The organism is Erwinia sp. BNK-24-b, from assembly GCF_047456155.1.
In the GTDB taxonomy this organism is placed as follows: domain Bacteria; phylum Pseudomonadota; class Gammaproteobacteria; order Enterobacterales; family Enterobacteriaceae; genus Erwinia; species Erwinia phyllosphaerae.
On sequence record NZ_CP179901.1, the window covers coordinates 2,772,795 to 2,785,344 of the forward strand.

The following is a 12,550-nucleotide window of genomic DNA, read 5'->3' on the forward strand; positions in this document are numbered from 1 at the left end:
ACCACCTATTTGTTGGATAGTTCTTTCTTAAGCAATTGCTCTCACCACACCACCATCAACCCTGAGTGCTGCGCCGGTCGTAGCAGATGCACGCTCGCTACAGACATAAGCAATCATCGCAGCAATCTCTTGTGTCGTTGAAAAGCGCTGAAGTATCGAAGAAGGGCGTGCTGTCGCAAAAAACTCCTGCTCAATTGATTTGGGATCAACACCACGCCCCGCCGCCATCTCAGCAACCATAGCGCCCACGCCCTCAGATGCTGTGGGGCCTGGAAGCACACTGTTAACGGTGATACCTGTACCGGCAAGACTTTCAGCCAGTCCGCGTGCCACTGCAAGTTGTGCGGTTTTGGTCATACCGTAGTGGATCATTTCAGCAGGTATCTGCAAAGCCGATTCACTGGAAACAAATACAATCCGCCCCCAGTTACGCGATCTCATAGACTGCACATAATGGCGTGAGAGACGTATACCGCTCAATACATTGGTTTCAAAGAAACGTAACCAGTCTTCGTCGGTGATGTCCCCGAACGATTTAGGTTCGAATATACCCAGATTGTTCACTAACACGTCGGTATGCGGCAATAGGTTTATCAGCGCTTCGCAACCTTCATTATGGCTCAGGTCCGCGGCAATTCCCGAGACCCGCGCATGAGGTAACTCATTCAGTATTTCAGCTACAGCATTGTCAACACGCGCCTGTGTCCGTCCGTTTACTGTCACAGATGCCCCTTCAGCTGCCAACATGCGTGCTGTAGCCAGCCCAATGCCTGCCGTTGAGCCCGTTACAAGTACACGTTTGTCACTTAATCCAAGATCCATGAGTTTTCTCCGATATATATGAAAACTCCAAATTTACCGGTTTCTGTGTGAGATGGTTAGCGACGTCCGGCCAGAATCTTGCTCAATACAGTCAATCTTGTGTTTAGCAAAAATGAGTTTTTCTAAAAATGTGGAATGTTAAGAGCTGGGCAACGTTTATTCCAATCGAATGATGCCTGGCATATAGGCGGACTCCCCAGCCGTAGAACCCGCCATTCGTTCTATTAGGTAACGGCCTGGCGGTTTGCCCAATGCTTTCCGGAACATGGTGACAAATCCGCTGGCATTCTCATAACCAAGCTCCAGTGCTACTGTCTGCACACTTTCGCCCTTTGTAAGACGTTGCAGTGAAAGGATCACATGCAGCTGTCGACGCCAGCGGCCAAAACTCATTCCTATTTCCTGTAACAGTAGCCTGCTCATGCTTCTCTCGCTCATGCCGATACGATGAGCCCATTCACCTAAAGAACATTTGTCAGTAGGATCGGCCAGCAGCATTTCTGCAAGCTGACGAAGTCGCCTGTCGCGAGGCATTGGCAAATGAAGATCTTCCACAGGAGCTAAAGACAATTCATCCAAAAGGGTTGATATTAATCTCCCCTCACGGCCATCTGTCAGGTATAGCTGGGGAAAACCAACCACTTTCAACAATAATTCTCGCAACAGTGGCTCTACTGAAATAGTGCAACAGGTTTTAGGAAGCCCTGGCGCCGCGTCTGGTTCAACGAACAAACAATAACACTCGGTATCACCAGAACCTCGGGCCGAATGAGGCAAATTACCTGGGATCCAGACCGCACAGTGTGGAGGGACAATCCACACGCCGTCTTCCACCTCGCAATTCAACATACCTTTCACCGAGTAGAGCAGTTGCGCTTTGCGATGCTGATGCCGTTCCTGTTCCCAACCTGTAGACACCATTGAAGCCCTCATGACGGAGACAGGCCTGGGAATACTATCCACATCGGGTACTACAACAGAATCGAGAGAGTAATCCATGTTTGACATAATCTTAATCGGACCTCAATTTACGGGAAAAGGTGGCAGGATTGAATAATATTATGACCAACATTCGCAATGCAGTCTAATGCTGAATCGCGTATTTTTAATCTAACATTTAGATGCTCGAAACTTTCCCGGAGAACTCGCACTGGGTGGGGTATCGCGACGTTGTCAGAACAGCAAGAGGGTGCAGAAGCACAGAAACGCTCCCTTTCACAATTGTTGAATACAATGGAGGCGATTTATGAACCAAGAAACAATAATTTTCGACTTGCTTACCTGGCTTGAAGACCACCTTACAAATCCGTTGTCTCTGGATAATGTCGCACTCAAAGCCGGATACTCAAAATGGCATTTGCAAAGGATGTTTAAAGAAGTCACTGGTCAAGTACTGGGGAGTTATATTCGCGCCCGCAGACTGTCAAAAGCGGCCGTGTCACTACGATTAACCAACCGCCCGATTCTGGAGATTGCCCTGGAGTATCACTTCGATTCTCAACAGACATTTACACGTGCCTTCAAAAAGCAGTTTGGTCAGTCCCCCGGCAGGTATCGACGTTCGTCAGACTGGACTGCCTCCGGGCTTTGCCCCCCTATCCACCCAGGCGATTTAACTCTTCCTGAATCAATCTTCATGACTTTCCCGGAAACTGTGCTAATCGGTCAGACACAAAGTTATACCTGTGAGCCCAACAGCTCACCAGTTATCAGGATGAAATGAGGTCCCATTTCTGGGGGATTTCTTAAAGAAACAGACTGCCCCCCTATGTGGTTTATGAGCTGCATCAGGTACGGTATGGACGTGAAAGGGATAAACAACTGGAAATTTTGTATACCACTTCGGTTTCATCTTACGTACTGACGCAGCCTTTACCTTCAACACAAACCACACTTCTGGAAGCCGGAGACTATGTGCACTTCACTATATGAAATGACGTGCAAAAATCTTCAGCAATTCATTCATTTCATTTTTGGACCATGTACGCTTGCATTTCAACTGACGTGCAGGAACGGCTATGATATTGAGAAATTTATCAATATTGGTGACAAAAGGGCACTAAACCACTAGTAAATATCCGCTGCGTATATGCGTATATCTGATTCCAGTCTCAGGGTATTTACCTCCGTTGAAACGGAAGAAATCCCGGAAACGCAAATTAACCTGCCACTGATTTCAGGAAGGGTTCATTGAACTGGCCGAATTGAGCAATATTATGGCCAACCAACACAATGACGTTCTATAGACTTTTGGGTATGTTTGAATAAACCATGCTGGTATGTTGCAGCCTAAGGCTTTGCCCCTCAATGACAATAGATGAAACCAAAATTTGGAAGGAATATTACTATGCGGATTGATGCTACTCAGTTCCCTTTCGTGTGGATGCAAATCGCTGCCCCTGGCAATGATCCAGATGTATCCCCGTTTAAAGAGTTCGAAGCTCTGCTTGCGCGTAAAGAGGTCTTCGTTTTCCTGAACGATGAAGGTGTTGCTCATGGCAAACACGAGCATTCGCCTGAAGAGATGAAGCAAACTACACGTTGGATGAAAGCTCACAAAAGTGAATTACGGTCCTTCGTAAAAGCCTCAATCCATATTGAACCAAACAATGCCAAACGGATTGCGGCCAAACCTTTTTCTATCGTATATGAAAAATTCTGGGGCTATCCTTTGATTATAACATCTTCGAAGGAAGAAGCTTTAGAGATAGCGCATAAATTACTGTCAGAAGGGTAAAAAAGAATAGCCAGCCTTTTTTCCACTGATTTTAACCAGGTACTGACGACGGCAAAATAACAAAGAATAATACATCTAAAACCATTTCCGCCACTTGTATAACTCTTACGTATTAACGTAGTCAGGCCATTAATTATGAGTGAAAGCACTACCTTCAGCCACATATACTGAGTATTGAAAGCCCAGCACTAATACCTTTTGAATTTTTTTAAAAAATATAACTTCACAATCAATCAATATTCATTTTTATGTTGTTACGGCGATATATTAAAAATCCCATCAAATAACATTATCTTTTTTTATTTTATCAAAGATACTGTTGCATGAAAGGAGTTGTACTATGTCAAAAAAAACATCATTTTAAATTTTAGAAACATAATGCCAGACTGGGTGACTATACAAGAAGCTGTTGATCTAGCCAGGCAAAGGGGGAATGAGAGCCTGACAATAAGTGACATTTACCGTCAAGCCTTATCTGGAAACATCTACCTTTCCATTTACTTTCAGTCACCTGTCATAGTAAAGAAAATCCAGTTTTCTAACAACAAAGTAAAACTGCGTCCTGTTGAGAATTCGCCAATACACCAACTTTGCCTGGTAGACCATAACTGTTTTCAACGGGGGAGGAATTTAATTATCAGTACTTATGATGAAGCCATTTCACCTATGCAAATGGTTATTAATACAACATTAGCTGGGTATGAATATGTTTTGGTGCAACGCTTACTGGCTCGAACTCTCAATATCCCCCCTCCCATTAAAGGGGCTAATGAAATAAATCATGGCATTTCAGTTTTTCTTTATGGTAAATTATTTATCTTACTTGAAAAAATCACATGGATGGAACGGATAGAAAAACAAATCAGGAGATTACCTCAAAATATCACCCCTGATATTCACGAACACTTTTTATCTCAGAATAAAGGAGAATACGCATTTTTCCCAATTCATGAGTTACCACGAGATGCAAGTTTTGTAATCCGACGTACAGAACTTGAAAAAATAATCGAACTCCCCGTTAAAAATAAAACATCACCTTCATCTTCAACAAGAATATCAACACCACTCTCCCGTCTGTTCTGGCTTTCCTGTCGGAATAATGAGGCCATAAGCCCATTAATCAACAAGCCATATAAACTACTCTCCATCTTTGAACAATGGGCATCAGCCGACGGCATTACCGATCATCTTAGTGGTGACACACTAAAAACTGCACTTGAGCGCGGTTCGCCCACATCAACCTAAACATCAAATATAAATGAGATTACTCTATTTAACCTGAAAGTCCGTATTAAGCATAACGATATCCTTAATACGGGCTTATCAACTTCCCTCATTCACCTTTCCTGTGTTTTTTTGTCCTCTCCGGGCCTGTCCCATTTACTTACAGCACAGGAGAAAATCATGACATCCCATCATTTATTGCGTCTGAAACAGGTTGAAGAAAAAACGGGTCTGAAGCGCTCTCAAATCTATCTGTATATGAAAGAAGGTACCTTCCCACGCTCAATAAAGATTGGCCCGGCCAGTGTCGCCTGGCTCGAATCGGAAATTGACGAATGGATCAATATTAAATTAGTCCGCCGCTCAGTAGGCTGAAGGGAGAAAATATCATGATTATCCCATCACTGAATTACGCCGTATTAACCGATGCTCTTCATGCATTGAAGGATGGCAACATTCGTCACTGTGAATCGCTAGGATTCACTTTCGACGAAATGAATGCCCTTAACCAGTTGTCACTAGACGAGCTGTTTATCATCAGTCGTGAGTCTGCACCATTTTTGGCTGTGACGGTTCATCACGAGGCGTTACGCCTGCTTCTGGCGAAATCCCGTGAGGAGGTTCTGCAGCAACAGCGTATCAACCACGCTATCCGGCTGGGTGGGTCAATTGCGCTACTCAATAAGTATTTTGGCCTCACCTCCAACGAGGTTTGCCTTCGCCGCCGGTTGCTGGGCGTCCGTGTGCCTTATGGCCGGACGCGTGAACCGGACGAAGAAACGGATGGGGCCATCTGGCGGCAATGGCAACAATGCCGGGTGGACAACCTGGAATCACCCGATGCGCTGGCCGCCATAATGCAGGTAACGCAAACCCTGCTGCCGAAAGTCGAAGGGTTGTCACTGACCATCGTTTGGAAGCGTATCGCACTTTGTGAACAGGAGGCGTCAGACCGGAGGGCCGCACATGCCAGATGAGATCGACCGCGATCAGGAATTTAATGAGCAACGACTGGAGGATATGATTGAACAGAGTCGTTTTAAGCCAGGGTCTACGCCATCATTATTCCATTGTCGTCTATGCGGTAAGCCCATTCCTGAAAAGCGACGGCAGGCACTCCCGGGCATAACCACCTGCACAGAATGCCAGGAAAAACTTGAACGTCGAACACGTTAATAATGGTCAAAGAGACATGCAGGAATATTTCCCCTGCATGTCTCTATCATTAACTATGAATATACAGTCGTCTTTATTATATATTTCACTTACTTTTATTTTTCGCAGAGCTTACCCCATCCACCACTAATTTATCTCTCTCATTTTAACTTTGAATTTATCGTTTATATACCGCCCCGGATATCTGATCCTGAAAACCTCATTACATAATAGTTGCCCGAATGGTCGTTAATTTCCCCAGGTCGGGTATTGCTCTTTAAAAATAAGGTTCGGGCTGTCACGAAACCACAATTCAGGGTGCCGCTGAATGTTCTCGCTGACCCGTTAAAACCGGAATGCAGAATTGGGATGTGACATTTATTTAACTCATCGTTGTTTTTATTAGAGGAGGCGTCATGCGAAAACCCATTTACCACGTATTTGTCACTCAGGAAAGTCAACCCGATGCACAGGGCGAAATAAACACGTATTGGACCAGGGTTGGCGTGGCGTTCGCTCATAACGGTAAGTCTGGCCTGAATATCATGCTGACACCCGGCATTGCCGTTTCCGGCAAGTTAGTGCTCCTTGAGCCCAGGGATGACGGCGGCGCGACACAGGATACTCAGTCCATTTAACCGCCCTTCCCCCTTTTCCCGGCCCTATGCCGTCTGATGGCGGTACGCGTTGCCCGGTTTACCATTCCGAGGCCATCATGCTTTCCACCACCGTATTTCTGGCGGCGGCTATGCAGTGCGCCCCCAGCATTCACCCGTCCACGGCGCTTGATGTGGCGCGGGTCGAATCCGGTTTGAATCCGTATGCCATCGCTGAAATTCTGCCCAGTGGCAAAGGCGTGATTTCACATTTCCCCACGAGCAGGGATGAGGCCATCAGCCTCACCGGACGGCTGGCAGCACAGGGCCGACGCTATTCGGTCGGGCTGATGCAAATCACCAGCACCAATTTCCGTCATTACCGCGTGAGCGCCCGCGACCTTCTTGACCCCTGTACCAACCTGTCCGTTTTTGAGCGCATCCTCACCGACTGCTACCGCCGCGGCGGTTCCCTCAAGCGTGCGCTCAGTTGCTACTACTCGGGAAATTTCACGACCGGCCAGCAAGCGGAATCCGCGTTTAACCAGACCAGCTACATCCAGCGCATCGGCTACGCCGTACCGTCAACGCGGGAAGACCGGCAGCGACCACCCGCCGAAAAGCTCGTGCCGGAAATCCGTTACCCCACCGCCGTCATGCGTGGCGAGCTTACCGAGAACGCCACGTCAGTTCTGACATCCCTGCGCTACCCCAATGCCGTGATACGCGGCGCGTTACCCATTCCCGGCCACCATGAGGAACAATGATGAAACGAAAACAGACTGACTGGCCCGTCCTCTCTTCCTTGTTAATGGCAAGCCCGGTGCTGGCAGCGGACAGCGGATTTAATAAAGCCAATGAGACGCTGAGTAACACCTCCACCGGCCTGCTCGGGCTCGCCGCCGTCACCATCACGCTGGCCACCATGTGGGTGGGATACAAAGTCTTGTTTGACGGCAAGAGCCTCCATGACATGCGCAACGTCATCATTGGCGCCATCCTTATCGTCGGTGCGTCAGGTTTCGGTGCCTACTGGGCGTCATAAGGGAGGCAATGATGGCTACGCTGAACAAAGCGCTGACGCGGCCTGCCGCCATAGCAGGCATTCCCCTCGTGCCGTTCGTGATGGTCAGCGGGGCCATCGTCCTGCTGGCGGTCTATGTCAGCTGTTACCTGATATTACTGCTTATTCCCGCCTGGCTGGAGATGAAGGCAAAGGCCAGAGCCGATATTCACTATTTCGGGCTGCTCTGGCTGGCCTTTAAAACCCGTGGACGGTTTGGCACCAATAAACATTTTGGTGCCAATGCCCTGCTGGCAAACCGCTATGACGCCGTCGACGTCTCGGAGTTTATTGAAAAGATGAAGTTAAACGAGCGCGTTACGCTGGATAAATACATTCCGTATTCCTCCCATATTCACCCGCACGTCATCAGAAACCGCCAGGGTGATTTGGTTGCCAGCTGGGAGCTGGAGGGCACCGTTTTTGAATGCGAGGACGAACATCATCTGACCTTAATGGCGACGCATCTCAATAACGTTATTCGTGGGTATGAAGGTCTGCCGGTCACTTTCTATCTTCACCGCATCCGGGAAAAATACCACGCTGCCTTTGACGCAAATTCAGGTATTCCCTTTTCTGATGAAGTGACCCGGCTGTATTACCAGCCGATCAACGAAAAGCCGTTCTGGCGGCACCGGCTGTTTTTCACCCTCTGCTATGCGCCCTTCTCTCCGCTGGAAAAAAAAGCCATGAAGGCGCAGCCGTCCGGTAAACGTAAAGCGGCGCTGGATGATGCCCTGAAAGTAATGCTGGAGCACCGGGAGGCGCTGGCATCGGCGCTGTCCCGCTATACGGCGACGCCGCTGGGGATGTATGAAGAAAACCGGCGGGTGTATTCCGCCCAACAGTCCTTGTATCACCGCCTGCTCACCGGCCAGTGGCTAAAGGTCGCGGTCACGCGTGCACCGTTTTATGAAACGTTAAGCACGCCAGATGTCTTTTTTACCACCGACACCGCCGAGTGCCAGACGGTCAGCGGCTCCCGCTTTTTTCGCAGTCTGGAAATCAAAGATTACTCGCCTGAAACCGCGACCGGCCTGCTGGACGCGCTGCTGTATGCCGAAAGCGAGTATGTGCTGACGCAGTCCTTCACCTGCATGGCCCGCGATGAGGCGCAGAAGCATATTCGTCTGGCGGAAAAGCGCCTGACTTCTGCGGATGACGACGCCATTTCGCAGCGCGAAGAGCTGATTGTCCTGCGTGACCTGCTCCAGTCCGGGCATGTCTCCTGCGGGAAATATCACTTCTCCCTCCTGGTATCCTCAGACAGCGCCGACCAGGTGGTGAAGGACACCAACGCGCTGGCGCAGCCCTTCGCCGACCTCGGCATTATGACGACGCTGTCCACGCTTTCGCTGCCCGCCGCGTACCTGGCGCAACTGCCGGGGGTGTATACGTTGCGCCCCCGTCTGGTGGCCGTCAGCAGCCAGAACTTTGCCGACCTGGCGAGCCTGCACAACTTTCATCCCCACAAGCGGAGCGGCAATCCCTGGGGTGACGCCATCGCGATACTCAAATCACCGGGTGGTGGCGGGTATTACCTGAACCTGCACGACAGCCAGAGCGGGCGGGATGACTTCAACGAAAAAACGCCGGGTAATACGGCGATTATCGGGAAAACCGGTTCCGGGAAAACGATGCTGATGACCATGATGCAGCAACTGATGCAGAAGTACCGCAATCCTGCGACGTTCAGCGCCTCAGCCACAATCCAGCGGCTCACCACGGTGTATTTTGATAAGGACCGGGCGGCGGAAGTAGCGATACGCCAGATGGGCGGACGCTACTTCCGTATCCGTACCGGCACTCCCACCGGGTTTAACCCGTTTTCGCTTGCCCCAACCCGGCGGAATATCAGTTTTATCAAACGACTGGTGCGCATGCTGTGCGGCCGCAACGGCAAGCCGCTCGATCCGCGCGATGAGGAGCGGATCAGTGCCGCCGTAGATACCATTATGCTCGACTACCCGCCGGAATACCGCAAGTTCGGTATCACCCGGCTGCTGGAAGTCCTGCCGGAGCCGCCAACCCCCGACGCCCGCATCAACGGGCTACGTATTCGCCTTAAACAGTGGGCGCAGGGCGGCGAGTTCGGCTGGGTATTCGACAATGAGGAGGACACCTTCAACATTAGCAACATTGATAACGTAGGTATCGACGGTACGGAATTTCTCGATGATGACGATATTCGCGGCCCCGTCACGTTTTATCTGCTGTACCGCGTCACCAGCCTGCTGGACGGTCGCCGGCTGGTGATGTTCATGGACGAGTTCTGGAAATGGCTGGCCGATGTCGAATTTTCCCGCTTCTCGCTCAATATGCTGAAAGTGATCCGCAAGCTGAACGGCATCTTCATACCCGCCACGCAGTCGCCTGACGAAATCGTCAAGCACCCGATTGCCCCGGCGATTATCGAGCAGTGCAGCACGCAGATATTTCTTGCCAACCCGAAGGCCAGCCGGGCGGATTACGTGGGAAGGATGAAAGTGCCGGAAAGCGTGTACGACATCGTCAGAAACCTCGATCCGGGGGAGCGCTCTATGGTGGTCCTGAAAACACCGTTACGCGCGGGTGAAACCCGGCCTTTTGTGGCGATGGCGAAAATGGATTTATCGGGCCTCGGGAAACTCACCAAAATGCTCAGCGGCAGCGAAGACAACCTGAAACTGTTCGACACCCTGTATCAGGAAGGAATGCAGCCTGATGACTGGAAAGCCGCCTTCCTTGAACAAGCCCTGTAATATTCATGACGGAGGTAATTAAAATGCGATTCAGAGATATCATACTGGCATTATCGTTGTTGATTTCCACCCAGGCGATGAGCGCCGGAATACCGGTATTCGACGCCGTACAGAATACCGAATCCATGAATCAGTGGATCCAGAAACTCCAGCAGTGGCAGGAAACCGTTACCCACTATAGAAGTGAACTTGATGCCTACAAGCAGCAATTAGCCACGGCAACGGGCGTGCGGGACGTTCAGGCATTTCTCCGAGAGGCCAAAAGTCTGAAAACCGATATTGATAATCTTCGTCAGCACGGTATTTCACTGGATGACCTGCTGAGCAACCAAAACGGGTCATATTCGTCTGAACTGAATAGCTTGTATAACAAATATAAAACGTTCGATACCTGTAACCCGTCCAGCGCTTCACAACGCTATCTGGACAGCTGCAAACAGATGATCCTGAATCAGGCCGTAGCGATAGAAAATACGTCCGAGGTTGAAAACAAGATCACGGGCACGCTCGACGATATATCGGATTTATCAGACCGCATTGCTAATGCGCAGGATTCGAAAGAGTCACAGGACCTGGCTAACGCCATCGCGGCCAAAAGCGTACAATTAAATGCGCTGACTAGCCAATGGGAAATGTCAGTCAAACAGGCTGAACAGCGAACAACGCTGCTGGAACAGCAAAAACAGAAAGCCTTTGAGCAACAGCAATTAACTGCGCCCGTTGCCGATCTGAACTCTCTATAGGGAGGTTAACATGTTAAAACCCGTATTAACCTTGTGCATCATGTCAGGCATTCTCGTCTTATCCGGTTGTAAAGAGACGAAATCAGAAGCCTGGTATAAAGAACATCCCGATGAAACCTATAAAGTCTATACGCAATGCCTCACGGATGGTGAGGCAAGCGACAACTGCGAGTTTGCGCACCGGGCAGCACTCATGTTTGCCCAGACAGGCAAACCCGGCATCAGGGAAAAATTCGAGACACTGTTTCAGCAGGAAGCCCAAAAAAGAAAATCCGTCACTCAGTAAGATCCCCGCCAACAAAAACAGGGATCCCTCCCTGTTTTATCCCCTGTCTCTTCCTGACTAATGAGAGGTACCATGTCCGGTGGTATTTTTGTTGGTATGGACAAAAACATCATGGATGGACTCAACGCCGTGTTAGAAGGTCAGTCTTCTAACTACGGCACCCTAATCAGTGCGATTATCGTCAGTTCCTTCACACTGTTTATTACGTATCGCGGGTATCAGACGCTTGGCGGCAAACTCCAGACGCCGGTTGAAGATGTTGTCTGGGATGTGGGGCGCATGTTGCTGATCATCACTTTTGTTTTAAACCGCGAGGGCTGGCTGGATGCCATCATTGCGGCCATTGAAGGGCTTAAGGACGGCATCAGTGGCGATGATAATGTCTGGGCACTCCTAGACACGGTGTGGGAAAAGGCACAAGCGCTGGGGCAAACGCTGTTTAATCTCGATACCTCCACCTACGTTAAAGTGAATGGCGGTTTTGCCGAGGTGCTGGTCTGGGGCGGAGCAATCGTTCTGTTACTGGCTGCAACCGTTGTCAACCTGCTCGCCGAAATCACCATTCTGTTAATGACCACCACCGCCCCACTCTTTATTTTCTGCCTGCTGTACGGTTTTCTTAAACCCATGTTTGATAACTGGCTGAAAACACTATTTACCGCAATCTTAACGATCATGTTTTCTGCCCTGTCTGTCCGGATCGCCATCAACTACCTGAATAAAATACTGGATGCCGCCACAGCAACGTCTGCTGAAAACAATATGGTGACCCTGGCGGCGCAATGTTTGCTGGCCGGGATTGCGGCAGGCGTCGTGGTGTATTTTTCAGCGAAAATAGCCACTGCACTGAGCGGTGCCGCCGTGCAGGCCGTGTTACAGTGGGCTGCGATGAGCGGATTGCGCGGGCTGGCGAGCAAATCTGCCGACGTCGCCAGACCCGGCATAAAGGCCGGGGGCCGACTGGCCGCCAAAGGTGGCATAGCCGTAGCAGCGACAACCGGCAGGTTCATTGCCGCAGGGGCGGGCAAAACCGTGAACGCCTGGCAGAAACGTGCCACCGCCATTGACAGCATGAAACGCCAGAATCAGCAGCGTCACCGTTGATCCTCCCGACCGCTAATTTCTTTTCTTCGTCACGCCGTGACCTCTGCCAGCGGTGCGGCTTTACTGCATTTATCCGATA

Annotated in this window: 14 protein-coding genes and 1 pseudogene; 13 read left to right on the plus strand and 2 right to left on the minus strand. The window is 49.8% G+C overall.

What is annotated here, in order from left to right:
* Window positions 1-27: 27 nt before the first annotated feature.
* Both ACMGGR_RS12520 and ACMGGR_RS12525 read right to left on the minus strand, forming a co-directional pair.
* Complete coding sequence (locus ACMGGR_RS12520) at window positions 28-822, minus strand: SDR family NAD(P)-dependent oxidoreductase (protein ID WP_064360511.1); 795 nt, start codon at window positions 820-822, stop codon at window positions 28-30.
* Between the two features lie 156 nt (window positions 823-978).
* On the minus strand, window positions 979-1,821 hold the full coding sequence (locus tag ACMGGR_RS12525) for an AraC family transcriptional regulator (protein ID WP_371419692.1): 843 nt from the start codon (window positions 1,819-1,821) through the stop codon (window positions 979-981).
* 247 nt (window positions 1,822-2,068) lie between these two features.
* Between ACMGGR_RS12525 and ACMGGR_RS12530 the strand changes: the two are divergent.
* The 13 genes and pseudogenes from ACMGGR_RS12530 to ACMGGR_RS12590 all read left to right on the plus strand — a co-directional run bounded on the left by ACMGGR_RS12530 (window position 2,069) and on the right by ACMGGR_RS12590 (window position 12,471).
* A pseudogene (locus ACMGGR_RS12530) lies at window positions 2,069-2,925 on the plus strand (helix-turn-helix domain-containing protein).
* A 244-nt stretch (window positions 2,926-3,169) separates the two neighbouring features.
* Complete coding sequence (locus ACMGGR_RS12535; protein WP_147198621.1) at window positions 3,170-3,559, plus strand: hypothetical protein; 390 nt, start codon at window positions 3,170-3,172, stop codon at window positions 3,557-3,559.
* Between the two features lie 378 nt (window positions 3,560-3,937).
* A complete protein-coding gene (locus ACMGGR_RS12540; RefSeq protein WP_147200630.1) occupies window positions 3,938-4,804 on the plus strand; it encodes a hypothetical protein in 867 nt (288 codons plus the stop codon).
* A gap of 159 nt (window positions 4,805-4,963) precedes the next feature.
* A complete protein-coding gene (locus tag ACMGGR_RS12545; RefSeq protein WP_147198622.1) occupies window positions 4,964-5,158 on the plus strand; it encodes an AlpA family transcriptional regulator in 195 nt (64 codons plus the stop codon).
* Window positions 5,159-5,172: 14 nt separating this feature from the next.
* Complete coding sequence (locus tag ACMGGR_RS12550; protein WP_147198623.1) at window positions 5,173-5,760, plus strand: DUF2857 domain-containing protein; 588 nt, start codon at window positions 5,173-5,175, stop codon at window positions 5,758-5,760.
* The gene (locus ACMGGR_RS12555) at window positions 5,750-5,959 is read left to right on the plus strand and encodes a TraR/DksA family transcriptional regulator (RefSeq protein ID WP_076945521.1); all 210 of its coding nucleotides are present in this window, start codon (window positions 5,750-5,752) and stop codon (window positions 5,957-5,959) included. Before ACMGGR_RS12550 ends, ACMGGR_RS12555 begins: the two co-directional genes overlap by 11 nt.
* Before the next feature lie 395 nt (window positions 5,960-6,354).
* Complete coding sequence (locus ACMGGR_RS12560; protein ID WP_103826093.1) at window positions 6,355-6,576, plus strand: hypothetical protein; 222 nt, start codon at window positions 6,355-6,357, stop codon at window positions 6,574-6,576.
* Window positions 6,577-6,653: 77 nt separating this feature from the next.
* A complete protein-coding gene (locus tag ACMGGR_RS12565) occupies window positions 6,654-7,301 on the plus strand; it encodes a lytic transglycosylase domain-containing protein (RefSeq protein WP_147198624.1) in 648 nt (215 codons plus the stop codon).
* Window positions 7,301-7,579, plus strand: coding sequence for a TrbC/VirB2 family protein (locus ACMGGR_RS12570; protein WP_037038866.1), 279 nt, complete (start codon window positions 7,301-7,303; stop codon window positions 7,577-7,579). The genes ACMGGR_RS12565 and ACMGGR_RS12570 overlap by 1 nt, the downstream gene beginning before the upstream one ends.
* An 11-nt stretch (window positions 7,580-7,590) precedes the next feature.
* A complete protein-coding gene (locus ACMGGR_RS12575; RefSeq protein ID WP_147200631.1) occupies window positions 7,591-10,338 on the plus strand; it encodes a VirB3 family type IV secretion system protein in 2,748 nt (915 codons plus the stop codon).
* A gap of 23 nt (window positions 10,339-10,361) precedes the next feature.
* Window positions 10,362-11,081: a type IV secretion system protein gene (locus ACMGGR_RS12580; RefSeq protein ID WP_147198625.1), complete on the plus strand. Its 720-nt coding sequence runs from the start codon at window positions 10,362-10,364 to the stop codon at window positions 11,079-11,081.
* Between the two features lie 10 nt (window positions 11,082-11,091).
* Window positions 11,092-11,367 (plus strand): EexN family lipoprotein, encoded by a 276-nt coding sequence (locus ACMGGR_RS12585; RefSeq protein ID WP_049089932.1) that lies wholly within the window; start codon window positions 11,092-11,094, stop codon window positions 11,365-11,367.
* Between the two features lie 72 nt (window positions 11,368-11,439).
* Window positions 11,440-12,471 carry a type IV secretion system protein gene (locus ACMGGR_RS12590; RefSeq protein WP_414147010.1) on the plus strand — a complete coding sequence of 344 codons (1,032 nt, stop codon included), beginning with the start codon at window positions 11,440-11,442 and terminating at the stop codon, window positions 12,469-12,471.
* The last annotated feature ends 79 nt before the right edge of the window (window positions 12,472-12,550 follow it).

Excerpts from the sequence above, each read along its gene's own strand:
- ACMGGR_RS12565 (WP_147198624.1), top strand. The coding sequence starts at position 6,654 with ATGCTTTCCACCACCGTATTTCTGGCGGCGGCTATGCAGTGCGCCCCC.
- ACMGGR_RS12555 (WP_076945521.1), top strand. The coding sequence starts at position 5,750 with ATGCCAGATGAGATCGACCGCGATCAGGAATTTAATGAGCAACGACTG.
- ACMGGR_RS12580 (WP_147198625.1), top strand. The coding sequence starts at position 10,362 with ATGCGATTCAGAGATATCATACTGGCATTATCGTTGTTGATTTCCACC.
- ACMGGR_RS12525 (WP_371419692.1), bottom strand. The coding sequence starts at position 1,821 with ATGGATTACTCTCTCGATTCTGTTGTAGTACCCGATGTGGATAGTATT.
- ACMGGR_RS12545 (WP_147198622.1), top strand. The coding sequence starts at position 4,964 with ATGACATCCCATCATTTATTGCGTCTGAAACAGGTTGAAGAAAAAACG.
- ACMGGR_RS12585 (WP_049089932.1), top strand. The coding sequence starts at position 11,092 with ATGTTAAAACCCGTATTAACCTTGTGCATCATGTCAGGCATTCTCGTC.
- ACMGGR_RS12560 (WP_103826093.1), top strand. The coding sequence starts at position 6,355 with ATGCGAAAACCCATTTACCACGTATTTGTCACTCAGGAAAGTCAACCC.
- ACMGGR_RS12540 (WP_147200630.1), top strand. The coding sequence starts at position 3,938 with ATGCCAGACTGGGTGACTATACAAGAAGCTGTTGATCTAGCCAGGCAA.
- ACMGGR_RS12535 (WP_147198621.1), top strand. The coding sequence starts at position 3,170 with ATGCGGATTGATGCTACTCAGTTCCCTTTCGTGTGGATGCAAATCGCT.
- ACMGGR_RS12575 (WP_147200631.1), top strand. The coding sequence starts at position 7,591 with ATGGCTACGCTGAACAAAGCGCTGACGCGGCCTGCCGCCATAGCAGGC.
- ACMGGR_RS12550 (WP_147198623.1), top strand. The coding sequence starts at position 5,173 with ATGATTATCCCATCACTGAATTACGCCGTATTAACCGATGCTCTTCAT.
- ACMGGR_RS12520 (WP_064360511.1), bottom strand. The coding sequence starts at position 822 with ATGGATCTTGGATTAAGTGACAAACGTGTACTTGTAACGGGCTCAACG.
- ACMGGR_RS12590 (WP_414147010.1), top strand. The coding sequence starts at position 11,440 with ATGTCCGGTGGTATTTTTGTTGGTATGGACAAAAACATCATGGATGGA.
- ACMGGR_RS12570 (WP_037038866.1), top strand. The coding sequence starts at position 7,301 with ATGAAACGAAAACAGACTGACTGGCCCGTCCTCTCTTCCTTGTTAATG.